This window comes from Paenibacillus sp. EB106-06-01-XG199 (genome assembly GCF_058791575.1).
Genome location: NZ_JBYTDQ010000006.1, coordinates 300,990 through 324,522, shown reverse-complemented (window position 1 = coordinate 324,522; position 23,533 = coordinate 300,990). Strand labels below are relative to the sequence as shown.

General features: G+C 47.9%; 20 protein-coding genes and 1 riboswitch. Of the genes, 7 read left to right on the top strand and 13 right to left on the bottom strand.

The genetic code is table 11. From position 1 onward, the window contains the following. Positions 1-80 precede the first annotated feature (80 nt). Positions 81-1,376: a nucleobase:cation symporter-2 family protein gene (locus tag AC3WT9_RS22710; protein WP_341097107.1), complete on the bottom strand. Its 1,296-nt coding sequence runs from the start codon at positions 1,374-1,376 to the stop codon at positions 81-83. Further along, positions 1,370-1,987, bottom strand: a complete 618-nt coding sequence (locus tag AC3WT9_RS22705) for a xanthine phosphoribosyltransferase (protein WP_341097108.1) — start codon at positions 1,985-1,987, stop codon at positions 1,370-1,372. The genes AC3WT9_RS22710 and AC3WT9_RS22705 overlap by 7 nt, the downstream gene beginning before the upstream one ends. Before the next feature lie 195 nt (positions 1,988-2,182). Further along, positions 2,183-2,286, bottom strand: a riboswitch (purine riboswitch). Between the two features lie 219 nt (positions 2,287-2,505). Here AC3WT9_RS22705 and AC3WT9_RS22700 point away from each other — a divergent pair. The 3 genes from AC3WT9_RS22700 (at position 2,506) to AC3WT9_RS22690 (ending at position 7,857) form a co-directional block, all read left to right on the top strand. Next, the gene (locus tag AC3WT9_RS22700; RefSeq protein WP_231578353.1) at positions 2,506-3,048 is read left to right on the top strand and encodes a hypothetical protein; all 543 of its coding nucleotides are present in this window, start codon (positions 2,506-2,508) and stop codon (positions 3,046-3,048) included. Positions 3,049-3,212: 164 nt separating this feature from the next. Further along, the gene (locus AC3WT9_RS22695) at positions 3,213-6,629 is read left to right on the top strand and encodes a response regulator (RefSeq protein ID WP_341097110.1); all 3,417 of its coding nucleotides are present in this window, start codon (positions 3,213-3,215) and stop codon (positions 6,627-6,629) included. A gap of 52 nt (positions 6,630-6,681) precedes the next feature. Further along, positions 6,682-7,857, top strand: a complete 1,176-nt coding sequence (locus tag AC3WT9_RS22690; protein ID WP_341380104.1) for an ATP-binding response regulator — start codon at positions 6,682-6,684, stop codon at positions 7,855-7,857. A 122-nt stretch (positions 7,858-7,979) separates the two neighbouring features. Here the strand turns inward: AC3WT9_RS22690 and AC3WT9_RS22685 are convergent, their stop codons facing one another. Beyond that, positions 7,980-8,660, bottom strand: a complete 681-nt coding sequence (locus AC3WT9_RS22685) for an S-layer homology domain-containing protein (protein ID WP_341380105.1) — start codon at positions 8,658-8,660, stop codon at positions 7,980-7,982. Positions 8,661-8,811: 151 nt separating this feature from the next. After that, on the bottom strand, positions 8,812-9,183 hold the full coding sequence (locus AC3WT9_RS22680) for a winged helix-turn-helix transcriptional regulator (RefSeq protein WP_341097114.1): 372 nt from the start codon (positions 9,181-9,183) through the stop codon (positions 8,812-8,814). 162 nt (positions 9,184-9,345) lie between these two features. Between AC3WT9_RS22680 and AC3WT9_RS22675 the strand changes: the two genes are divergently transcribed. From AC3WT9_RS22675 to AC3WT9_RS22665, 3 genes are all read left to right on the top strand, one after another. Continuing rightward, positions 9,346-10,551: an MFS transporter gene (locus AC3WT9_RS22675; protein ID WP_341097115.1), complete on the top strand. Its 1,206-nt coding sequence runs from the start codon at positions 9,346-9,348 to the stop codon at positions 10,549-10,551. Between the two features lie 88 nt (positions 10,552-10,639). Next, a complete protein-coding gene (locus AC3WT9_RS22670; protein ID WP_341380107.1) occupies positions 10,640-11,482 on the top strand; it encodes an aldo/keto reductase in 843 nt (280 codons plus the stop codon). 232 nt (positions 11,483-11,714) lie between these two features. Continuing rightward, on the top strand, positions 11,715-12,083 hold the full coding sequence (locus AC3WT9_RS22665) for a DUF1304 domain-containing protein (RefSeq protein WP_341097118.1): 369 nt from the start codon (positions 11,715-11,717) through the stop codon (positions 12,081-12,083). A gap of 64 nt (positions 12,084-12,147) precedes the next feature. Here AC3WT9_RS22665 and AC3WT9_RS22660 read toward each other — a convergent pair whose 3' ends face one another. Further along, positions 12,148-12,888, bottom strand: coding sequence for a YwqG family protein (locus AC3WT9_RS22660; protein WP_341380108.1), 741 nt, complete (start codon positions 12,886-12,888; stop codon positions 12,148-12,150). Positions 12,889-13,016: 128 nt separating this feature from the next. Between AC3WT9_RS22660 and AC3WT9_RS22655 the strand changes: the two genes are divergently transcribed. Then, on the top strand, positions 13,017-13,898 hold the full coding sequence (locus AC3WT9_RS22655; RefSeq protein WP_341380109.1) for a GNAT family N-acetyltransferase: 882 nt from the start codon (positions 13,017-13,019) through the stop codon (positions 13,896-13,898). A 74-nt stretch (positions 13,899-13,972) separates the two neighbouring features. On the opposite strand, the gene AC3WT9_RS22650 is transcribed toward AC3WT9_RS22655, so the two are convergent. The 8 genes from AC3WT9_RS22650 to AC3WT9_RS22615 all read right to left on the bottom strand — a co-directional run bounded on the left by AC3WT9_RS22650 (position 13,973) and on the right by AC3WT9_RS22615 (position 23,492). Next, complete coding sequence (locus AC3WT9_RS22650) at positions 13,973-14,929, bottom strand: hypothetical protein (protein ID WP_341097122.1); 957 nt, start codon at positions 14,927-14,929, stop codon at positions 13,973-13,975. Next, positions 14,926-15,483: an RNA polymerase sigma factor gene (locus AC3WT9_RS22645; RefSeq protein ID WP_341380110.1), complete on the bottom strand. Its 558-nt coding sequence runs from the start codon at positions 15,481-15,483 to the stop codon at positions 14,926-14,928. Before AC3WT9_RS22645 ends, AC3WT9_RS22650 begins: the two co-directional genes overlap by 4 nt. 556 nt (positions 15,484-16,039) lie before the next feature. Further along, positions 16,040-17,374: an SMI1/KNR4 family protein gene (locus AC3WT9_RS22640; RefSeq protein WP_341097126.1), complete on the bottom strand. Its 1,335-nt coding sequence runs from the start codon at positions 17,372-17,374 to the stop codon at positions 16,040-16,042. A gap of 341 nt (positions 17,375-17,715) precedes the next feature. Beyond that, positions 17,716-17,877 carry a hypothetical protein gene (locus tag AC3WT9_RS22635; protein WP_341097128.1) on the bottom strand — a complete coding sequence of 54 codons (162 nt, stop codon included), beginning with the start codon at positions 17,875-17,877 and terminating at the stop codon, positions 17,716-17,718. A gap of 482 nt (positions 17,878-18,359) precedes the next feature. Further along, complete coding sequence (locus AC3WT9_RS22630) at positions 18,360-19,934, bottom strand: response regulator (RefSeq protein ID WP_341097130.1); 1,575 nt, start codon at positions 19,932-19,934, stop codon at positions 18,360-18,362. Between the two features lie 28 nt (positions 19,935-19,962). Then, entirely contained in the window at positions 19,963-21,702 is a 1,740-nt protein-coding gene (locus AC3WT9_RS22625; protein WP_341097132.1) for a cache domain-containing sensor histidine kinase, read from the bottom strand. Between the two features lie 72 nt (positions 21,703-21,774). Then, complete coding sequence (locus AC3WT9_RS22620; protein WP_341380111.1) at positions 21,775-22,611, bottom strand: carbohydrate ABC transporter permease; 837 nt, start codon at positions 22,609-22,611, stop codon at positions 21,775-21,777. Next, a complete protein-coding gene (locus AC3WT9_RS22615; RefSeq protein WP_492407956.1) occupies positions 22,611-23,492 on the bottom strand; it encodes a carbohydrate ABC transporter permease in 882 nt (293 codons plus the stop codon). The genes AC3WT9_RS22620 and AC3WT9_RS22615 overlap by 1 nt, the downstream gene beginning before the upstream one ends. Between the last annotated feature and the right edge of the window lie 41 nt (positions 23,493-23,533).

Sequence of the window (23,533 nt, the reverse complement as noted above, 5' to 3'; positions counted from 1 at the left end):
CCTCCTCCCCCTCTCTAAAAAAAGCCGATTCCATTTATTTCGGAACCGGCTGTAATTCTTATTAGAGGTGCATATTGGAATTACTGTGCATCCTGCACGGCGGCAGGAGCTGTATTATCCTGTGTTTTGGATAAGAACAGATTCAGAATGATCGCAGTAAGCGACCCGGAAACAATACCATTCTGCAGCAGCATTCTGGCAAACTCCGGCAGTTGGTCGAACATGGAGGGCAATACCGCCGAGCCCAGGCCGACAGCGATGCTGCAGGCGGCAATCAACAGGTTGCCATCCTTGCGCAGATCGACCTCGGAGAGGATCGACATCCCGGAAGCCGCGACCGAACCGAACATTACGATCATTGCCCCGCCGAGTACCGCATTCGGCACGATTGTGGTTAAAGCGGCCAATTTAGGCAGCAACCCCAACACAACCATGATACCGCCGGCGGCAAAAATCACATTCCGCGTCTTGACACGGGTCAATGACAGCAGTCCGACGTTCTGGGAGAATGCAGTATACGGGAAGGCATTAAACAGCCCTCCAAGCATTATCGCGAGACCTTCCGAGCGGAGGCCGTTGACAATCTGCTTCTGCTCAACCTTCTGGTCTGTAGCCTTGCCTACGGCAAAGTATACGCCGGTTGATTCTACCATGGATACGATATTTACGATAATCATCGTGAAAATGGCCGTAACGTTAAACTCGGGCCAGCCAAAGTAGAACGGCTGGGCCACGCTGATCCAAGAGGCAGAACCGACAGTTGAAAAATGTACAATGCCCATAAAATAGCCGATAGCTGTCCCGACAACCAGACCTACCAGTACAGAAACGGAACGCAAGAACCCGGTTGTCAGCCGGTTCACAGCAAGAATCACCAGCAGCGTAATTAAGGCCAGCAGCAAATTACGGGGTTCTCCGAAATCAGGTTGTCCCTGCCCGCCGGCCACATTATTCATAGCAACCGGAATGAGCGACAGCCCGATAATGGTCACTACAGAGCCGGTTACCACGGTCGGAAAGAACTTCAGCAGCTTCCCGTAGATCGGGGCGGCAAACACAACGAATAATCCCGATATAATAATCGCACCATAGGCTGTTGCCAGATTGGAATCCAAGGCGATAGCAATAATGGGGCTAACCGCAGTGAAGGTGCAGCCCAGCACCACCGGCAGGCCGCTGCCGAAATATTTGCTGCCCATGACCTGCAGCAGCGTAGCCAGTCCGCAAGTGAACAAATCCGCAGCGATGAGGTAGGCCATCTGTGTTCCATTCAGGTTCAGCGCCCCTCCGACAACAAGCGGCACAATGACCGCGCCGGCATACATGGCCAGCACATGCTGGAGTCCTAATGCGAAGACTTTTTGTTTGCTTAACATCCTGCACTCTCCTTGATCATTTCTTTAATATCAGCAGTATTGTCTATAAAATGAATTTCTCCCGGCGCCATGGAAGCGATTCGTGCCAAGGCATGCACGGGGATTCCTCTTTTCTCCAGCAAACTGCGTCCTTCCTGAAAGCTCTTCTCGATCACGCAGCCTACGCCAAGCAGCTCTGCACCGGATTCCTCCACGATATCAGCCAGTCCCACCAAAGCAGCGCCCGTAGCCAGGAAATCATCGATGATCAGCACTTTGTCGCCCGGGCCCAGATATTTCTGCGAGATGCTGATCCGGTAGTGCTCTTGACGGGTAAAGGAATGCACCGGGGCCGAATAGACGTCCTCCGACTGTGTGATGGCTTTCTTCTTCTTGGCATAGATGAATGGCACCTTCAAGGCAATGCCTGCCGCCATCGCAAACTGAATTCCGCTGGCCTCAACCGTCAACACCTTCGTAACTGGCAGATGCCCGAAGATCGTCTTGAATTCCTGCCCGATCTGCAGCGCAAGCTCCGTATCCACCTGATGGTTCAGAAACGAGTCCACTTTCAGCACCGTATCCGACAGAATCAAGCCCTCTTCTCTGATGCGTTCCTCTAATATTTTCATTACTGCGGGTGATCGCTCCTTTGATATGATTTGATGAATTCTTTGAATCGTGACATAAAAAAGACAGATCCCCTTGAGTGTTTCTCAAGTGAATCTGTCCCTCTGGGTTTTTGTCCCTAAGTGGTGTAACACATAAGCAGTGTCCGCATCGCTTGGACCAGCCCTTCTTCTGCCGCGGCACAAGAAACGGAACCCTAGACGCGCTATTTCACTCATAGTCGGATAATTACAGTGGTTATCCGGTAGAAACTTATGGGCCATATTCCCAAGATTATATGAGTTGTTTATGAAATGTCATAGTAAATACCTTGTATATCTTACACGCTCTGTCTGAACCTTACAAGCAAAATTTTAAGCATTATTTCATCCATTTATGACATGTTTTCATGAAATACACATGTTTTCAATCGTCCTATTAGGCAAGCGTTTGTTTCTAAGCACACTCCGCCCGTATTGCTCACGATTTCCGCCCCCATGCATTTATGATAAGGAAAACTACTCAGAGAGGAACGATACGGGTGGCCAAACAAAAGGACCGGATTGTCGTTATCATTCAAAAAGGAAAACGGCGGATTGTTACACGGACGCCGCTGGCGGGAGTAGACCGGCTCGTATTTGTCATCAATAATCAGTACACCAACGCAGCCAATACCACCCAAATTGCCAGCGGTGCGGGAAGAAGCAGCGCAGCCGGAAGCAATGCGGCCATTGCTTCCCCTTATACACGCCAGCAGCAGAGCGTCGGCGCTGGGGGAGATGCCGCTAACCTGGGGAGCAAAGGACGAAACGGAGGCAAACATCCTCTCCCTTTGATCTGTCCCCGCGGCAAGGAGATCGTCGTTGTCATCAACAACCAGACGGTCAAGCTCCCTAAAGGCAGCATGAGTTCATCGGCCACACAGGTAGGCAGCGGCGGCGGAACATACAGTACGGGCGGAACCAACTCTGCCATCGACAGCCCCTATACACGCCAGCAGCAGGCGGTCGGCGGGGGCGCTGGAGGCCATGCCCTGAACAGGGGTTCAGCCAAGCACCGCCAGAGAAGAAGACGGTCCCGTTAACTTTTGTCCGCAATTCATAGAGAAATCTGAGAATAACGCCAGTAAATCCTGTTCTTTTTGCGGATTAGCCGGCGTTTTCTCTCGCCTTCCCCTATCGCCTCCTCTCTATTAAAAGTATAATTAAAGGTGATTCGTGATACTAACTAGACAAAGGACGGGCGAGCATGACAATAAAACAACGGGTTTGGTTAGCATCATCTGCCTTTATCCTTTTTCTCAGCAGCATGATTGCTGTATCTATAATTTATCTTGAAGGGGTTCCTCTACTCCTGTCTTTAGCATTTGGTGCAGCCGGCATTATTCTTGGAAGTGGACTCATGATGAGTATCCAGCGGAACATCCGCCGGGGTCTGGATAGGATTATGAAGATATCCGTAGATATTGCGCAAGGCACCCTCGATTCCTCCGCAATCAGTCCCGAAACTGGAGATGATTTCGGGGAGTTAGCGCATTCCTTTCACGCTTTAGCCGTTAATCTGGAGCACAAGACCACAGAAGAACGCAGCCTGCGCCTTCAAGCCGAAGAACAGGCCTGGATCAATACCCAAGTTACAGAAATGGCCCTGATGCTTCAGGGATCGGTACATTTAGAGACCGCAGCCCGGGTTTTTATCGGCAAGCTGAGTGCCGCTGTCAGCGGAGCCTACGGAGCGGTCTATTTGAAGCAAGGGGACAAGCTGCACTTCACCGCCGGTTATGCCTTCGATGAAGCCGCCAGCCGCCGCGAACCCTTTGCGCTTGGCAGCGGACTGGTTGGACAATGCGCACTGGATCAGAAGATGGTCGTGCTGCATGATCTGCCGGAGCATTACATCCGCGTGCATTCCGGACTGGGTGAAGCTGCCCCGACTACGCTGATCCTGGTTCCTGTTATTTATGAGCAGGATGTTGTCGCCGTGGTCGAGCTGGCTACCCTGAACACATTGGCTGACAAAGACTACGAATTGATTAAACGGACCGGCCGGAACATGGGCGTGCTGATCAATACTTTGGCAGACGTGGCCAGAATCGAGGAGCTGCTGGGTGAAACCCAGCTGCAGAAGGAAGAGCTGGAGGCCCAGACGGAGGAACTGCAGGCCCAGACGCAGGAGCTCGAAGCGCAAACCGAAGAGCTGCTGGCACAGACCGGTGAGTTGCATTCACAGACCGAGCAATTGCAGGCGCAGGGAGAAGAACTGCAGATGCAGGCAGACAGCCTGCTGACCTCGAATGAGCAGCTGCAGCGGCAGATGGAATTGACGGAAGAGCAAAAAGCCGAAATTGAGGCCCAGGCCGATGAATTAAAGCTGCAGACGGAAGAACTTTTTGCCTCCAACCAGGATTTGCATAAGCAGATGGAGATTTCCGAACGGCAAAAGGAAGAAATACAGGCACAAGCCGACGAGCTGCTGGCGCAAACCGAAGAACTTCAAGCGCAGACTGAAGAGATCTCGGCAGCAAATATTCACCTGCAGCAGCAAATCGAACTTACCGAGCAGCAAAAAGAAGAGATCAAAACCCAGGCGGAAGAAATCTTCATGGCCGCCCAGTACAAATCAGAATTTCTAGCCAATGTATCGCATGAGCTGCGCACTCCGCTGAACAGCCTGCTGATTCTGTCGCAGATTCTTGCCGAGAACAAAGAAGGCAATCTTGGCCCTAAGCAGCTTGAATATGTGCATACCATTTTCTCCGCAGGCAAAGATCTGCTGCAGCTGATCGACGAGATTCTCGATTTGGCCAAGCTTGAGGTAGGTAAGATGACCGCTGTCCTTGAACCGGTCTCCTTGCATGATCTAAGCAACCACCTGTTCCGCCACTTTGAGCAGCAGGCCAAGAAAAAGAATATCCGCTTTGATGTCCATTGTGACAGCAGGCTGCCTGACCATCTTATGACCGACGGCCACAGGCTGCAGCAAATCATCAACAATCTGTTATCGAATGCTGTTAAATTCACTCCGGAGCAGGGCTCCGTCTCTCTATCTATCCGCATGAGCGGAAATGAGGCGGTCTTCTCCGTCAGCGATACCGGTATCGGGATTCCCGAATCCAAGCTGGAGAGCATCTTTGAGGCCTTCCAGCAGGCGGACGGCACAACCAGCCGCAAATATGGGGGAACCGGTCTTGGCCTGACCATCTGCCGCGAGCTTTCCACCATGCTAGGTGGAAGAATTGAAGTTGAATCCACAGAAGGCAAAGGCAGCACCTTCTCCCTGGCTATTCCCGCTGTTGAGCCGGAGGGTAACGCTCTTGCCCAGGCAGCTGCGACGTTCGCAGCTGCCGCCAGCAGTGAGCTTCTCAATCCGGACACCAGCAGCCGGGAGAATACCGCCTTCCGGGAATCCTTCGTGCCCGATATCTCCATATCCAATCCGAAGCTGCTGCAATTCGCAGAAATGGAGGATGACCGGGGAAATCTGCTCAGCGATGACACGCTCCTCCTGATCATTGAAGAAGATGCCGAGTTCGCGGCCATTCTGCTGCAGCTGGCCCGCAGCAGAGGCTTTAAAGCGATCGTCGCCTTTCAGGGCGATCAGGGCCTCGCTCTGGCACATGCCTACAAGCCGGATGCCATCCTGCTCGACCTGCATCTTCCCGTCCTTGACGGCTGGTCAATCATCAGCCGCCTGAAGAGCCGGCCGGAGCTGCGTCATATTCCGGTGCATGTGATCTCAACCGCAGAAGAGAATCAGCAGAGCCTGGCCATGGGCGCACTCTCCTTCTGGAAGAAACCCAGCGATCAGGCCGAGCTGGAAGCTGCCTTCCTGCAGATTGAAACCTATATCAGAAGGCCGGTTAAAAGCCTGCTAATTGTTGAGGATAACAAGGATCTGCGCAGCAGCCTTGTAGAGTTCATCGGGCATCCCGATGTACGCATTGTCGCAGTGGGGACAGGACGGGAAGCATTGGAGCAGCTGGTAAGCCATCATTTTGACTGCATGGTCCTTGATCTGGGCCTGTCGGATATCAGCGGCTTCGATTTGCTGGAGCAGGTCAAAACCAACCGCAAACTGCAAACCCTGCCGGTCATCATCTATACGGGCAAGGACCTCAGCAAGGGCGATGAACAACGTCTGAAGCATTATGCCGAGAGCATTGTCATCAAGAACGTGCGCTCCATGGAGCGGCTGTACGATGAAACCGCGCTGTACCTGCACCGCAAGCATGCTGATCTGCCGCCGGACAAGCAGCGCCTGATCGAGAAGCTGCATAATCCGGAGGCGGCTTTTGCCGGGAAGAGCATCCTGCTCGTGGATGATGATATGCGCAATATCTTTGCGTTATCAAGTGTCCTGGAAGGTTATAATATGGATATCAGTTTTGCCCAGAACGGCAAAGAGGCGTTACGGCATCTGGAGCAGCATCCCGAGACCCAGCTTGTATTTATGGATATTATGATGCCGGAGATGGACGGGTACGAGACGATGAAGCATATCCGTGCCATGCCGGAGTATGACCAGCTTGTGATTATTGCCCTGACCGCCCGGGCTCTGGAAGAAGACAGGGTTAAATGTCTGCAGGCCGGCGCTTCCGATTATATCTCCAAACCGATTAATACCACCCAGCTGGTTACTGTACTGAAGGTGTGGTTAATTCAATAATTACCAGACAAACTTCACATTTTAGAAATTTTAGCTGGCTGTGGGAGGAAATATGGATTATCCTGTGAATATTTTACTTGTTGATGACCGCCCGGATGAATTTCTGTCCGTTCAGGCGCTGCTTGCAGACACTCCTTATCGTCTAGTTGGTGCCAGCTCCGGTATGGATGCCTTGAAATGCCTGCTGGAGCAGGAATTCGCCCTGATTATTATGGATGTGCTGATGCCGGACATGGATGGCTTCGAAACGGCCAAGCGGATTAAAATGCGCCAGAAATCGCGGGATATCCCCATTATATTTCTAACCGCACTAACCTCCGAACTGGAGAATTATATGATGGCGTACACGGCGGGAGCGATTGATTTTCTGACCAAGCCCTTCCATCCCATTGTCCTGAAAAGCAAAATAGACGGCTTTGTCCGCCTATATAAGACCCATAAGGAACTGCAGATCAAATCACAGGAGCTGGAAGCGGCAAATGTCGTCCTTACAGAATTGAAGGAGACTGCTGAGGTTGCCCTAAGGATCAAGAGCGGGTTTCTGGCCATGATGAGCCATGAAATCCGCACCCCCTTGAATGGAATTATTGCAATGTCGGATGTGCTCAGAACATCAGAGCTGGAGACAGACGATCTGGAAATGGCAGAAATTATTCATACCAGCGGTCACGCACTTCTATCCGTAATTAATCACATTCTCGACTTCACAAAGATTGAATCTGGCAAAATGGAGCTGGACTACGAGCTGTTCAACCTGCATGCCTGCCTGAAAGAAACGATGGATCTGTTCAGGGCACTCGCCAAAGAACGCAACTTAAGTATGGAAATGGATATCGACCCGGCGATTCCCGCACTGCTGGTTGGCGATCCGAACCGTCTTAGACAGGTCCTGAACAATCTGATTGGCAATGCCATCAAGTTCACGGCAAGCGGCGGTGTAAAGGTACATACCCGTCTCAGACAATCGCTGGATGGGGTCCTGCAGCTGGAGTTTGTGGTTGAAGATACGGGCATCGGCATTCCGGCGGATAAAATGGGTTATTTATTTCAGCCCTTCACACAGATCGGCGCGACCATCAACCGCAAGTTCGGCGGAACCGGCCTTGGGTTGTCCATCTGCAAAATGCTGGTTGAACTCATGGGCGGCACCATCTATGCCAAACAAGGCATCGAACAGGGCGCCGTATTCATTTTCACCATTCAGGTTACCGAAGGCCAGCCGGATTAGTCCGCTTATGGGAACACAGAAAAACCGCAATCACTCCATTCCTTGGAGGCTTGCGGTTTTTTGTCAGTCTGGCAGGCTCTATGATTGTAAAAGAGAGTGCGATCCCGTTATCCGGCGCTTACTTATTCAGCGTATCCACCGGCAGGAGCCGGATGGGCAGCGATATATTCCAGGGCATTGTAGATCTGTTCCGCTGCTTCTGCGCGGGTAATCTCCTTGGCCGGATGGAATTTGCCTGCGGTGTCCAGACTGGCGATTCCAAGGGCAAGTGCCCGCTGAAGGGAGCCGTCGTAGCCGCCCGTGAAATCAGCTTCGTCGGCAATATCCACCGGCATGAGCTTGATCATCGGAAGGTTGCTGTGCTTCTCAATCGCCAGCATCAGCTGATGGGTGAACTCTTCCCGCGTCCAGTTCTCCGCAGGGTCCAAATCTGCCGGCAGGCCAATATTGTTATTGGCAGCGATAATCAGCGCATCCGCATACCAGGCCGTATTGCTGGCATTCGGGAAATAGTCCGTCGCCTGCGGGGCTTTGATGAAGCGAACCATGTCGATATTCAGATCCAGGGCATTGACGAATAGTTGAATGCCTTGGGCAGTGGTAACCGGAGCATTCGGCAGGAATTTACTATCAGTGACCCCGTGAATAATCCCCTTTTGCTGCAGCTCTTCAATTTTTGCTTTAGCCGGGATACCGGCCAGATCCTGAAAAGAAGCAGCGGCGGCAAAGCTCTGCCCGGCAAAAGTCAATGTCAGTACTGCCGCTGCGGACAGCACAAGCTGTTTGAATGTATGATTATTCATGTCTACTCACCTCACGGTAGGTTTACTTGCTTAATTGTGCCTTCTTTCTACCAGACGGAGCCGATTATCAAAAGTTGCAGTTCATCTGCTGCTATTGGAACGTAGGACAGCCCCGGCTCAATGCGTCATTTCCGCACAGAGCCGGGGCTGTTCAGTCTGCCTTTTTGTGGTTCAGCACATTGTCCTCCAGAACGGCAAATTTATCGCCATATTCCCTGATGATATGCTGTTCCCCCCAAGCGCAGAGGGAATCCAGAATCGACCGCAGCGATAAGCCGTATTCGCTGAGCTCATATTCCACTTTTGGCGGCACCTGGTTGTAGCTGATCCGGTTGACGATGCCGTCCTGCTCCAGCTCCCGGAGCTGCTGGGTAAGCATTTTCTGTGTAATATTCGGCATATGGCGCTTCAAATCACTTGTCCGCATCTTGCCGTGGGTCAGGTGGCAAAGAATAACGCATTTCCACTTGCCGCCGATCACCTCCAGCGTTGCTTCCACGGAAATATTATATTTTTTAGCCATGAGGATTCCTCCTGAAAAGTTTGGTGAGCTTTGTCTTCAAATACACCTGCGGGTACTTTTTAGTACCTATAGCACTAAAAAGTACGTACTATCCTTTAACGTCCTGGTAATCCATAATAGCACTTACCGGCCGGTGATTACCATACTGTAGGAGTGGAAAACATGTCCTTAGATAAAAGAAGAAGCACCCTGGCGCTGCTGGCTTTGGCAATCAGCGCCTTTGCGATAGGAACAACCGAGTTTGTCAGTGTCGGCCTGCTGCCGCTCATTGCTGATGACCTGCATATATCCGTAACTACAGCGGGATTGACCGTCACTCTATATGCGCTGGGCGTTACCTTCGGCGCACCCGTGTTAACGTCACTGACCACGGCGGTCTCACGCAAAACCCTGCTGCTGGCGCTGATGCTTCTGTTCATTGCCGGCAACAGTCTGGCCGCTGCCGCTGACGGAATTGCCGTGCTGCTAACCGCACGGGTCATTTCGGCTCTCTCACATGGCCTGTTTATGTCCATTGCCTCAACCATTGCTGCCGATCTCGTGCCCGAGGACCGCAGGGCCAGCGCCATTTCGGTGATGTTCACCGGACTTACGGTTGCTACCGTAACCGGAGTGCCGCTGGGTACATTCCTCGGGCAGCAGCTTGGCTGGCGGGCTGCCTTTATCGCCATAGTCATTACCGGTATCGCCGCACTGATCGGGAACCTGGTTCTCGTTCCCTCCGGTCTGCGCAAAGGCACGAAGACGCCTTTGCGCGACCAGGTCAAGCTGGTGACGAATGGCCGCTTGCTGCTCGCTTTTGCAATTACAGCTTTGGGATACGGCGGCACCTTTGTCGTCTTCACCTATTTATCGCCTCTGTTACATGATATCAGCGGCTTCAAGGAAAAGACGGTTGCCGTCATTCTGCTGGTATACGGCATCGCCATTGCCATCGGCAATGTGATCGGCGGCAAGGCGGCGAACCGCAAGCCGATGAACGCCTTGTTCTATATGTTCGCCCTGCAGGCTGTCGTTCTGCTGGTTTTGGCTTTCACGGCACCCTTTAAGGCCGCAGCACTGATCACCATCTTCTTCATGGGGCTGCTCGCATTCATGAACGTACCGGGCCTGCAGGTTTTTGTCGTAATGCTCGCCGACCGGTATGCGCCAAGCGCCAGAGATATCGCCTCTGCTGTCAATATTGCCGCCTTTAACGCCGGCATTGCCATCGGAGCATACCTTGGAGGGCTTGTCACCGATCACATGGGACTGATTCATACCACATGGGTAGGATCAATCATGGTATTCGGCGCTGTAATCCTTACCGCCTGGAGCCGTGCGCTGGAACGAAAAGATGAGCTTACACTTCAGACTGAAGCCGCCTGATCACCTGCCGCTCCATTCAATCCGTTTCAAATACTCAAAGTACTAACTGCAAATCACTAATCACATTACATTCTGGAGGTTATTATAGATGGCACAGCATTTACAGGATACGACTACACTGCAGAACGGCGTGAAGATGCCCTGGCTAGGATTGGGCGTCTTTAAGATCGCCGACGGGGAGGAGCTGGTACTGTCCGTGAAACAGGCCATTGCCCATGGCTACCGCAGCATTGATACCGCTGCTGCTTATCAGAACGAACGGGGCGTTGGCCAGGCGATAGCCGAGGCTATGAAGGATAACGGACTGAACCGTGAAGATCTGTTCGTCACCTCCAAGGTCTGGAACGCTGATCTCGGCTACGATGCAACACTTGCCGCCTATGAGGCCAGTCTGGAGAAGCTGGGCCTGGAATATCTGGATTTGTATCTCATTCATTGGCCGGTAGAGGGCAAATACAAAGAGTCCTGGCGGGCGCTGGAAACGTTGTACACAGCGGGCCGGGTCAAAGCGATCGGTGTCAGCAACTTCCAGATTCATCATCTGGAGGATGTGATGCAGGATGCCGTAATCAAGCCGATGGTCAATCAGGTGGAGCTGCATCCTTACTTGTCCCAGCAGCCCCTGAGAAGCTTCAGCAAGGAGCAGGGCATCCAGATCGAAGCCTGGTCGCCACTCATGCAGGGACAGCTGCTGGAGCAGCCTGTACTGCAGGAAATCGCCGCCGCATACGGCAAATCCGTAGCACAGGTTATCCTGCGCTGGGACTTGCAGCATGGCATTATCACGATTCCGAAGTCAACGAAGGAACAGCGGATTATCGAGAATGCTGCTTTGTTCGACTTCCAGCTCAGCGATGAAGACATGAGCCGGATTGACGGGCTGAACCGCGATGAGCGGGTCGGTCCGGATCCCGATAACTTTGATTTCTAAGCGGACACCACGCTAGAATCATACAATAAAAGAAACGACGGCAGCCATGGACAAGAATAACGTCCTAGACTGCCGTCGTTTTATATTTCTCCTTCAGATACCTTTAGGAGTGCTCCCTTTTATAAACAATTGACAAAAATTCGGAAATTAGATATATTTAGTTTTGTAATATTATATTTTGCAAAATATAATTTAGATAACTACTAATTAGGATGGAATGGAGGAGATTGTAATGATGATTTTGAGTACGATACTCGTAGCACTGGTTGCGCTTGAGCATGTATATATTTTGGTTTTGGAAATGTTTATGTGGACTACTCCAAGAGCGCAGAAGGCGTTTGGAATCAGCAGGCAGTTTGCGCAGGAAACAAAGTCACTAGCCGCTAACCAAGGACTGTATAATGGCTTTCTGGCCGCTGGTTTATTATGGGGATTGTTCCATCCGAATGAAACGACGGGGTTTCAGCTTCAGCTATTTTTTCTGATCTGTGTCGGTGTGGCAGCGATTTATGGCAGCGTCACTGCCAAGAAGTCGATTTTATGGGTTCAGGGCCTCCCGGCCTTTGTGGCTATTCTGGCTGTTCTTGTGGCGAATCTGTAGGTCAATTCCCCATAGTGAGCCATCCTTTGTGGATGGCTCTTTTTGTGCCCTCTTCTCCAGAACATTAACCGGCATCAGACTTAAGCGCACTAAAGTCCAAATTCTTAAGCCGTTCTGTTTCAATAAATATCATCAAATTGTCGCCATCATGCCAACACCATTCAAGATCATCATCGGAGGCAATGGTTAACAGAGAGATCCACCCCGCTCCAGGCGATGGATCATATGCAAGTGTACAATGAGAAGGATAACCTAGAAGGTAGTCTGAGCTTTTATGCAAAGAATCTCGTATTTCAGTGTATATGTCGTTCTCTTCTTCCCCGAAAGGCCAGTCCTTCACCTGGTATTCGTCATAAGGAATATCCATCGCCGGGATAAATTCAATCACAGTGGTCTTGCCATTATCGGAATTGGGCGGCGGCGATATCTCCTCCAGATCTATGGATTCAGGAATATATATAGCATGAACATATCCGTCCTCAAAAGCCTCCAGGCAACCCTCACCCTCGGGGTCATCCGCTACAAAAAGACTTAGGAGTCCTGTAGATGGCAAGTCTGCTCCAGTTAATGAGATTTCCGCAAAATTGATTTGGCCCAGGAATCGATATGGATTGCCCGCATATGTAGGCCATTCGCTACCGGCTGGTAAATCAGGCGCTCCTCCAAAACGGCTACAGCCCAATCGTGGTTCAACATCGTTATTCTTAACTATATCAATTGCTGGTCTCACAACTTGGCGTAGATACTCTTTATGGCGTGCTATCCCTGACTGTTCTATCTTCTCTAAAAAGTCGTTGTTATTCATTTGTATCTCCTTCTCCTTGAAAAACTTTACGATTTCAAGCGGCAAGTTTTGTTTAATATGTTCTCTGCATAGATTATAAAAAAATCTCATGATACCTTATTTCATATAACGACGGAGGAGGTCATAACATGAAGATTACGTTAAGAAGGTATAGATTACTTTCCGATTTCGAAAGAGTCTCTCAGTTCATGAGATTAAACTTCAAGAAGTATCAGTTGGGTGGTAATGTCCCGCAGCCTTTTTGGGAGTATGCGCATACACACCCTTATTTTAATCATTCTCTAACACATCGATTCGGTATTTGGGAGGAGAACGAAGAAGTTGTAGGTGTAGCTTGCTATGAAATGGACGTTGGCGAATGCTACTTTTCAACCAAAGAAGGATATGATTTTTTAAAACATGAAATGGTTGAATATGCAGAGACAGAGCTGTCTAAGAGATCAGCTGACCAATACAGCCTCGATATTAGGGTATACGATTATGAAGAACATCTTATAAAATTGCTTATCCAAAAAGGATATCACAAGGTATACAGTGAGCCAATCCGAGTTTACAATTACGTTTCGGGTTTTTCCACGCGCACATTACCCGAGGGATTCACTTTCATAAATTTAGAAAATGAAAATGACCTGCGTAAAATTAACGATGTATTGTGGCGGGGATTCAACCATGGAGACAAGCCTGACGATGACCTTGATTCCAGATTGCTCATGCAGAGTGGTCCACATTTCAGAAAGGACCTTACCGCAATAATAAAAGCCCCCAATGGAGAGTACGCCTGTTTTGCCGGAATGTGGGTTGATGGTGTGAACGATTTTGCATATCTTGAACCCCTTGCTACAGATCCGCGATATCGCAGTTTAGGGCTGGCAACTGTAGCCGTAACCGAGCTAATGAAGCGCACTGAACCATTAGGAGCTACTTATTGTTTCGGAGGCGCTCCCGACTTTTATCCCAAAATTGGTTTTGAAACCGCCTGCCACCGGGAAATGTGGTCAAAAGCATGGTAACCAAACGGCAGACAGAAGCGGATATTATCCGACCCTATTCCCGCTTCTGTTTGCCGGAATTAACCGTTAACTTCTCATCTAGACTCACTAAGTCCTTTCACTTCTATTACCTTTTTACTAAACTGATACGTTACAGTAACATTTTCTATAACCGCAGTATCCTGATAGGCAAGAGAACCCTCAAACTCTAAAGTATCATTGTCTTTCCACACTATTTTATCTGCATAGCTATAATTCTCATAATCTGTGCGAATCCATGTATCTAATTCTTTTTGTGCACCATATTTGACTCTTGCAGATTCTACTAACTCTGGACTTGTCATTCCCTCTTCAATATTAATAATTTGAACGAATTCACTTTTATTAGAGCATGTCACTATCGCAACTAACTTCTTATTGGGTGAAGGAATAATATCTGTAATATACATAGATGGTGGAGAAAAACTTGAATATTCTTTAAGCACATTGTCTTTTATCCTCCAGAGGACATTTTGACTCCCATAATCCGAATAATTATTAAATAACGCAAACAATATACTTCCGTCTGCCAACTTAAAAACATAAGGGCTCCGGTAACTTTTTGACAGAATATCTATAGCGAAAGCAGCCGAATCGGCGATTTTTTGATTATCATTTTCTAAAAATGGCTGGAGTTCTTTTAACGCTTTTTCTCTCAGCTTTTGATCATTAAAGCATTCTACTAGCCTATTAATAGCAATATATACATATTCTTCATTATCACTTTTTAAAGCGTGCAGAAATTTATCCGCATCATATTGAGTAACAGGCGCTAGCTCCATGTCTTCAGCTCTTAAATAACGTATATAAGGCTCTGCATTTTGATTATTTTTATAATATTCTGTTGCTAATAAAGCTGAAGCGGTTGAACTATAAAGGATAAGGCAGGCAACCAAAACAACCCACTTTTTAGAAATACTTTTTTTCCTTTTCCCGATTCCACTGTGCTCTGCCGCTTCAATTAAGTTCTCATCAATGAATCCGATCTCTCTATATAACTCTTCTCTTTTCATAGGTTAACCCCCTCTTTCTCCAGATGAACTTTAAGTTTATTTCTTAATCTAAATAATATGGACTTCACTTTACTGCTACTCATATTAAAACTCTTAGAAAGATCCTTTATTGAATAGGAGTACCAGTACCTCCCAATAAATAAATTTCTTGCTTGCTCATCTAAGGCATATAAAAATTGATTGATTAAATTGGCTATCTCACCTGCTTCATACTCTGTTTCTACAGTCTCAGGGGAAGCTAAACATTCTTCTAATTCAGTTAAAATAACTTCAAACTCACGATTACGCTTTTTCGCTGAATTATAACCATGTTTATCAAGCGCAATATTACGTGTGATCCTCCCTAGAAATACAGGGAACTTCCTAGGCATATTAGGGGGTATTGCATTCCATGCTCCTAAGTATGTATCGTTCTCACACTCTTCAATATCCGAATAACTGGAAAGTGTGTTTCTTGCAATCACTCTGCAGTATGCCCCATATTTATGCTTAGTCTCTATAATGGCTTGCTGCGAACGCTGTAAGTACAGGCGAACTATTCCCTGATCTTCCATCCGGTATTCTCCTTTACAAATCTTATCCCTCTTATCTATATAGTAGAAAGTTCTTAGGATTGGTTGCACTTTTCTCGACTCTTTCCTATTAATTAGAGCGTGTCCTCAAACTGGAAGAGCTCTGGGGAAGCAGGGTTTAGTATTGAATGAAGATAGGGTCCCTAAAAGCACACAGCGGATTCGTTCACTCGGACTCAGGAGACGCTATCGAGAGTAAAACCCCTGTTTATTCTCTTTTGCGGACCCAGATGCACTTATCTGCTCTGGATTCTATCTAAAAACGGTCTTCAGGGAGAAATAACTGCGCTGGAGTCCGTTTCCTTACTGTAACAGGCTAAAAGCCCCAAATAGGTGCAACTCGGTCCGTTTGTGCTCAGAGCCAGGAATACACTTTCCGGACGCACACGCCCTTGTTCAAAAATGTTTTTTTATTATTCCTTATTCTCATCCAAACAGCAAGAAAGGCCCCTCCCTTTCAGGACGACCTTTTCCTTGAGAGATTGAACCAATGTTCTCTTCGCGCCAAGCCTCTCTATTTCGATATGGATTACTATACTCACGATTCATCTTTGTCAAAATAGTCATCGGTCAAATGCAGTTCCCGCAAACAACCGATAAATTTCTCTCTGAAATTCGGATTGCCTTTATACTCCGGCCATACCGCCTTATAGTAAGGCAGCAACTTCTCATGTGGAATAAGGCCCCAGTATAAAATCGAGTTATTCAGAACCTGCGGGCCGCCCCCCATCAACATCTGTTCAATGATCTCCCAGCTTCCCTGCTTGTTCTCACAACTGCGCGCGGCATAGATGGCAGTAGTTTGCATCTTCGGGTCGGCGTGGCACAAGAAAGGTGCAAAGTTCTGGAGAGTAATCGCACCGTAATCCTCCAGGATATACGCTGCATAACGCAACGTTTCCGGGTCGTGAATCCTGTCAAGCCTTTGCAAGATCACTGGAATGAACTCCGTTAAATTCACAGTTTTACTGGAAGCCTGCAGAATCTCTAAAGCTTGCAGAAAACCCTCATGCCCATCCGATTGCAACAGCTCCAGAAGATATTTTCTACCCGCATCAAAAGAAGTTTTGCAGATTAGCCAAATTGCTGTCGTCCGATTTTTTGGGCTTTGCTTCGCTATATTTTTCAAAAAACCAAGGGTTGGCTGAGAGATTTTCTTAAACTTGAACATTCCATCTAGCGCTTTTGCCTGGATTTCTTCGTTTGGAGCGCTCTGATAAATCTGGATCAGCGCATTCTCATCACCCGGCATTCGACTGCCAAACCACCCGTTATCATAATCCAGAATAATTTCATCCAGCCAGCGCTCATACCAGTCCAGAAAGTTGTCTTCATAGACAAAGAAAAAGGGATGATCGGGATGAAAATCGGAGGTGTACACAATTCTCCCCCTGTGTTTCCCTTCAAGCACAAGATACATATCGTATTCGCAGCCTTGGGTGCCTATGCACAACATGCCGCCCAGCACCTTATTACGGGCGTCGTCGTATTCCTCATCGGGGATGTCCTCGTCGTTGGTCAAGGGCTCCGTCAGATGGTTCCATTCCTCTTTGGTCATCCCGGGATGCAGAACAGCTTCTGCAAGGAGTGCCTGGCGCTCGGTATAGGAAGCTGCCTTTTCGATCGAATAAATTCCATAATAGGGTCCGGCGCCTCCGTTGCCGACTTTCGTTAAAAACTGCGCGAAAGGCTCAGGAAGTGTGACCTGATTGTGGGCTTGCCAGTCCGCCAGCTCTTTTGCTGCAAGCTTCCCATTAACCCTGTATTGATGTGAGGATGATCCAAACTCCGAGAAAGCCGTGTCTTTACACATGGCTAGATTCAATTTGTTTTTTATTCGATCCAGTTGCGTTTCTTTCTTCCCAAACCACATATTTGAACCCTCCTGTTGACGATAGCCAGGTTTTCTTTGTTTGCCACAACGATAGTATGTATATAATTTATATCCGTAAGGTACAACAGTTCCTGTATGCAAGGCAGTTTTAAAAAGGGCCACCCTTCACAGGATGACCCTTTCTTTTGTAGATCAAGCTTCCGCCTGACGGGTGCTCATTTAATCACTCATAATTATACGTTTATACGATAAGGGCAACAATCTTTCACTTCAACTTTTACACCGGATAATACCGCTCCTCTTCCAAAATGGTCCCGATCGCATTCTGCCGCCCGCTGCCATGATGGTTACAGTGCCTCCTGCTGTTATGTTTGATGCATTCAGCGTAAGCGTGTTATTGTCGCACTGGCTGCAGGTGCCAGACTTACAGTAATGTCCACAGTCCGGGTATCCGTTATGGCGGTATCGGTCCAGGACGTTCCGTCCCATACCTGCTTCTGATGGGTCGCTAATAGAAGTCTCATTACTTTTCTCGTAAGCATAAATACCTCCTCAAGATCAATATTCTGCTCCTTAAGCATGGGAAAACCGATAGGATATGCCGATGACACGAAAAAAACGGTTTGATGGCTGGCCGTAAAACGCCGTGGAGTGGTAGCCCAGGTAACCCGGTTTATTCAAACCTATACCGGCCATCGATGAAAAGCAGCGCAGCTCCGTTTGCCGAACCTGTATACTTGCTTGTTCTGTGTAAACGCTAATAATATATAACAAGTCCCATTTTTACGGCTGATCAACCCCCTCCCTTTTCCTCTTTTTGGTGATAAACCTTATCGAGAATAGTAATCGCTTTCATTTCCCGTCACACGGAGTTATTCATTTACTATAATCCTTCTCCAAAAAAAAGGAGCGGGGTAAGCCCACTCTCCAGGGATAAAATTGTACTGTTCTAACAGATACCAGCCATCACTCTGTAGCACAAGCATCATTCGGACCACGAGCGCATCAATCAAAATGCCGAACGCTAGTGATGATCTCCTTCGCTTTTTATCATATGCTCTTCTCTATACTGGCCGGGACTAACGCCTACATGCTTCTTGAACACTTGACAGAAATACCGCTGGTTATCATATCCGACATTAGTGGATATTTTAGAGATTTTGAAGCTGCTTTCCCTCAGCATCTTTTTTGCTTGCCGGATGCGCAGCAAAGTGACATATTCCAGAATCGTTTGCCCGGTTGATTTAGAATATAAGTTGCTTACATAGGAAGCGTTGAGATCAAACCGCTCTGCCAATTGATCGAGCTGGATATTCTCATGATAATGGGATTCAAGATAAGCTTTGATTTCATGAACCACCTTTTCCTTCAGGGTAGTCTTCGTTACGTTCAAATAAAATTGCACACTCTGCGCCAAATCCATACATATTTTCTTCAAAGATGCCCAATCCGGCGCTTCATGTATCTCTTCAATCAGCCGCGTGCGGTCTCCGGTCACTCTCTCGATCTTGATTCCATAGTCCTGCCCGATCAGATCGTGCAACCGGTTAGCCCACTGGGCGCCTGTCTTCTTCAGGGTATCGGGAGCGATTAATTGCTTTGTCCCCCATTCTGTCCAACGTTCTAGCATCGCTTCGAACTCTTTTTGTTCGTAACGGATAAAGGATTGTATTTGATTAGACCAATCGGAGACCACTCTTTCTGAAACACGGGAAATCTCCGTCCAGCTGCTCACGTCCATTACCGGAGCGCCGAAGAACAAACCCATTTGACATGCCTTGCAGGCTGCCAAATACGAGACATGCATATGCATTATTTCGGTTACAACCGGACCGATTCCAAACGACAATAAAGTATCGTCCCATGAGCCGTCATTTGAAAATGTTGCGGCTGCAGCCATCAGAATTTCCGTTAATGACGCGTCTTTCTCCAGACTCGCCATGCATAATAAGATGACTTTTTGCTGCTCATAGAGCAGATCCACGACGATTCCGCGGTTCGTCAAAAAGCTCAGGAGAGCATCGGTAATGCCCTTATCCTTCATTCGTTCGAGCAAAAGCGTCGCCGGGCTTCCAATCAGGATCACTGCAAACTGGTCATATTGTCCGTATGGCGTTTGATCGAATGATGGACGTTTTCCATTGACGATTAGATCCGTAAATATCGCCCGGTCTAATGCTTTTGCAATTCGATGCTCAGGGTTATTCCCCGTTTGATCCGCTTTGCGCCCCAGACGTTGAATTGCCCTTGAGACGGTCCTTGCCACTTCATCTAGCTCTGCAGGCTTGATCAGATAATCCACCGCCTCCAGTTCAATGGCCTCTTTGGCGTATTCAAACTCGGAATAGCCGCTCACGATGATGCATTCCGCTTTGCAGCCATTCTCCTTCAGGGTACGGATCAGCTCAAGTCCGTTCAAGCCAGGCATCCTAATATCTGTCAGAACAATGTCCGGGTCCGACTGAAGAATCCGTTCCAAGGCTTGTTTGCCATTATTTGCAGTGCCCACAATCCGTATCCCAGATGCATTCCAATCGATCATGGCCGACAATGTCTCCACCACAAGCTGTTCGTCATCCGCTATAAAAAGTTTATACATGATGTTATCCCACCTTCGCAGCCCGGCCTCAATCCATTATTCCGATCTCTAGGGTTACTTTGGTTCCGGCGCCTGGAACACTGTCTATGCGGATCCCGCGGTCTTGGCCGTAATGCAGTTGAATCCGTTCCTGTATGTTCCTCAGGGCATATCCCCTTGGCCTCATGGCATCAGAATCAAAACCTACTCCGTCATCTTCGACTTCGAATATAAGCGTTTCTCCTTCTATACGTCCCCGGATGGCAATGTTCCCTTTGTCCTCCTTCAACTCGATTCCATGAAAGATCGCATTTTCCACCAACGGCTGAATAAGTAGCTTCAGCATGCGAATGTGCTCGATTCCAGGTTCGAGGTCGATTATCACCTCAAACTTCCCCTTATAGCGGATGTTCTGAATCTCTAAATAATTTTTCACTTGTTCGATTTCATTCCCGACAGTTGTAATATAGTCCCCGTTGTTCAAGCTTAATTTAAAAATATTCGAAAGGGACATGACCATTTTGGAAATGTTTTTGGCACTGATTCGTTCCGCCATTAGATATATGGAATTTAACGTATTGTATAGGAAATGAGGGTTGATTTGACTCTGCAGCGCATGAAGCTCAGCTTCCTTCTCCTTAAGCTTGGCTTCGATCAATTTGTCCGACAATTCCGTGTTGGTGCGGAAGATTCGCAGGAATTGATTTCCGATTTTACCGATTTCATCTTCTTCTATAAAAAGGATTCCTTCGATTTTATCGCGTTTTGCCGCTTTTCTTGCTACAGAAGTGAGCAAAGTCAACTGTTTGGTGATCCGCTTCGAGATGAGATAAGCGCCGTAGGCGGCAAGCAGGAAAGCTACCAGCGTCAATGAGAGCGTAACATTACGAATCAGGATGATTTCCGAGTTAATGCTTGAATAAGGGATCATGCTGACCACTTTCCACTGGGTTACCGGATTCGTTTCGAAGGTGATGACATACCGTTCTCCATCCATCGTTTCGATGCGGTTCCCTCGCTCAGGCAAATCATAGATCTGATCCAAATCCTTTTGAGGAATTTTTTTTAAATCATTGTTATGGGAATTAGAATAGATGATTTTGTTTTGCTCCAGGATCATCAAATCCCCTTTTTCCGCATTGGAAATGTTCTTGAACATTTCATCGAAGACCCGTCTATCGATGGAAATAATCAACATGCCGATCGGCTCGAGCGTTTCAAGATTGTTTAACCGTTTGCCGTACAGCAGCAGGTTCGGGCTGTCCTTGAGAAGCCGGACTTCATCGCTGTTCAGCCACAAGCCCCGGCCGCCCATCCCCCCCACCTGTTGATACCATGTTGTCCGTGAGACCGCCTGATAGATATTGTCATAAGTCAATCTGTCCCATTGGTTTGTGGTAATCAGTTCCCTTTGCCCGCTGCCAACGTAAACGTAACGAATATAGGATTTGTTGTTGGTAATATTGACGATCAGACTGCGGGTCGCATTTTGAAGGTCATAGATCTCCTTGAAATCATTCTTAGTATAGGAAAGGAAGTTCTGAACATCTCGGGAAGACAACATCAGCTTCGAAATCGATTCAACATCATTCACGAAAGTCTGGATATTCCAATTGATGGAGCCTAGCAAATTCGAGGTGGTGTCGGACATCTTGTTCTCGATCACTTTGCTTAAATAGACAAAGGTTAAGGAAGCAATCAGGACCAGCGGAAGCAAGGAACAGGCTATGGACAAAATAATAATCTTGCTTCGGATACTTATCGACAGGAACAGCCGTTTTATGCTCATGAAATCCCCCTGACCAAGAAGAGTGGCAACCTGATACTATCAGTATACCTTCAGTCATATGCATATGGGAGATTAACCTTTAGTCGCACCTGCGGTCATACCGGAAATAACGCTCTTGTTGAAAATGAAGTAAACCACCATAGTCGGGATGGTCGTAATGCTAATTGCAGCAAAGGTGGCTCCCCAATCCGTCAAACCGTACTGCCCGATATAATCCATCAAGCCAACTGGAATGGTCCGTGATTTAAGGTCATGAATAAACGTATTCGCGAAAATAAACTCATTCCAGACAAATATCAGATTCATAACGACAACCGTGACTATCGTATTCCGGGATAGAGGGAAAATCATCCGCCAGAAAACCTGATACACACCGCAGCCATCCATGACAGCAGCCTCCATGATCTCATTCGAAATGTATTTATAGAAGCTCACGAAAAGATAGATCGAGATCGGCAGTGCAAAACCTACTTGGGGCAAAATGAGAGAAGTGAGCGTATTGATAATTCCTATTTTGTTATAAAGAATGAACAGCGGTATGAGCACGACCTGGATCGGAATCATAATGCCGCACAGAAATAGAAACAACACGCTTTGACTCCATTTAAAAGACATCTTCTCAATAACGAAAGCAGCCATCGCGCTGAATAGGATCACAAGCACGATGGTCGTCACGGCGACGATGAGACTATTGGAAAAATAAGTCCCCAAATTCCCTTTGTTCCACACATTGAAATAATTATCGAAAGTGAATTGGCTTGGCAGGCTGAGCGGGTTATCACCGGAAAAATCGGTAGGCGCCTTAAAACTGGAGATGAACACCCAGACAAGCGGATACACTTGAATGACAAGCAGAGCAAAGGAAACTACCACAAGAACCGCTTTAGTATAGCCAGAAAATTTCATCATCAGGTCTCCTTACTGTCCATCATCCGTCTGATAAAGGCGACTGCAATGAGGCTTTCAACGACGATAAATACGGCCATCGCGCTGCCATAACCAAAGTCCAGACTGGAGAATGCAGTTTTGTACATATAAGTCGGCAACAATTCCGTTACGCGGCCCGGTCCCCCGTTCGTCATGAGATACGGGATGTCGAACCCTTTTAGCGCTCCCGTAGTAGCCATAATGATAGAAACCATCAGAACTGGCTTAATCAGCGGCATTTTAATCGAACGAAACAGGTTCCAGGAAGAAGCTCCGTCAATTCTGGCAGCTTCCTCGATATCGGAAGGAATGGAAATTAACGCACTATACAAGATAATCATATAAAGACCGATATAACGCCAACCTTCGGGTACCGATACGGCACTCAGAGCCCACTTCAAGTCGGAAAGCCAAGGCCTGCTCCAGTCTCCAAGACCAATCTGCTGCAGACAAAAGTTCAGGATTCCGACAGGTTCAAACGAGTACACATTTTGGAACAACTGTGCTATGGCTACTGACGTGATGATAGCAGGGGCAAAATATAATGTTTTGAACAATTCTCTCCCCTTGGTGATGCTGGTCAGCAAGATAGCAACCAACAAACCAAGAAATACCTGCATGGCTACAATAATGAAAACATAGATCAGATTGTTGCTGAATGCCTTCCAGAATGTCTTGTCGCCGCCGAACATCTTGGCGTAATTGTCAAAGCCGATATAGAGCATATCTGAAACTCCGTCCCAGGAGAAGAAACTGAAATACATCGACCAAAGGATGGGAGCCAGGACGGTAAGCAAATACACTAATAATGCAGGCAACAGGAAGACAAGAGCGGCTTTGCGATTGCGTAGGACTTTATCCATATGCTTGCTCATTCCCTAATTTTAGTTTTATTTTACTTACA

Excerpts from the sequence above, each read along its gene's own strand:
- AC3WT9_RS22710 (WP_341097107.1), bottom strand. The coding sequence starts at position 1,376 with ATGTTAAGCAAACAAAAAGTCTTCGCATTAGGACTCCAGCATGTGCTG.
- AC3WT9_RS22705 (WP_341097108.1), bottom strand. The coding sequence starts at position 1,987 with ATGAAAATATTAGAGGAACGCATCAGAGAAGAGGGCTTGATTCTGTCG.
- AC3WT9_RS22695 (WP_341097110.1), top strand. The coding sequence starts at position 3,213 with ATGACAATAAAACAACGGGTTTGGTTAGCATCATCTGCCTTTATCCTT.
- AC3WT9_RS22690 (WP_341380104.1), top strand. The coding sequence starts at position 6,682 with ATGGATTATCCTGTGAATATTTTACTTGTTGATGACCGCCCGGATGAA.
- AC3WT9_RS22685 (WP_341380105.1), bottom strand. The coding sequence starts at position 8,660 with ATGAATAATCATACATTCAAACAGCTTGTGCTGTCCGCAGCGGCAGTA.
- AC3WT9_RS22680 (WP_341097114.1), bottom strand. The coding sequence starts at position 9,183 with ATGGCTAAAAAATATAATATTTCCGTGGAAGCAACGCTGGAGGTGATC.
- AC3WT9_RS22675 (WP_341097115.1), top strand. The coding sequence starts at position 9,346 with ATGTCCTTAGATAAAAGAAGAAGCACCCTGGCGCTGCTGGCTTTGGCA.
- AC3WT9_RS22670 (WP_341380107.1), top strand. The coding sequence starts at position 10,640 with ATGGCACAGCATTTACAGGATACGACTACACTGCAGAACGGCGTGAAG.
- AC3WT9_RS22665 (WP_341097118.1), top strand. The coding sequence starts at position 11,715 with ATGATGATTTTGAGTACGATACTCGTAGCACTGGTTGCGCTTGAGCAT.
- AC3WT9_RS22660 (WP_341380108.1), bottom strand. The coding sequence starts at position 12,888 with ATGAATAACAACGACTTTTTAGAGAAGATAGAACAGTCAGGGATAGCA.
- AC3WT9_RS22655 (WP_341380109.1), top strand. The coding sequence starts at position 13,017 with ATGAAGATTACGTTAAGAAGGTATAGATTACTTTCCGATTTCGAAAGA.
- AC3WT9_RS22650 (WP_341097122.1), bottom strand. The coding sequence starts at position 14,929 with ATGAAAAGAGAAGAGTTATATAGAGAGATCGGATTCATTGATGAGAAC.
- AC3WT9_RS22645 (WP_341380110.1), bottom strand. The coding sequence starts at position 15,483 with ATGGAAGATCAGGGAATAGTTCGCCTGTACTTACAGCGTTCGCAGCAA.
- AC3WT9_RS22640 (WP_341097126.1), bottom strand. The coding sequence starts at position 17,374 with ATGTGGTTTGGGAAGAAAGAAACGCAACTGGATCGAATAAAAAACAAA.
- AC3WT9_RS22635 (WP_341097128.1), bottom strand. The coding sequence starts at position 17,877 with ATGCTTACGAGAAAAGTAATGAGACTTCTATTAGCGACCCATCAGAAG.
- AC3WT9_RS22630 (WP_341097130.1), bottom strand. The coding sequence starts at position 19,934 with ATGTATAAACTTTTTATAGCGGATGACGAACAGCTTGTGGTGGAGACA.
- AC3WT9_RS22625 (WP_341097132.1), bottom strand. The coding sequence starts at position 21,702 with ATGAGCATAAAACGGCTGTTCCTGTCGATAAGTATCCGAAGCAAGATT.
- AC3WT9_RS22620 (WP_341380111.1), bottom strand. The coding sequence starts at position 22,611 with ATGATGAAATTTTCTGGCTATACTAAAGCGGTTCTTGTGGTAGTTTCC.
- AC3WT9_RS22615 (WP_492407956.1), bottom strand. The coding sequence starts at position 23,492 with ATGGATAAAGTCCTACGCAATCGCAAAGCCGCTCTTGTCTTCCTGTTG.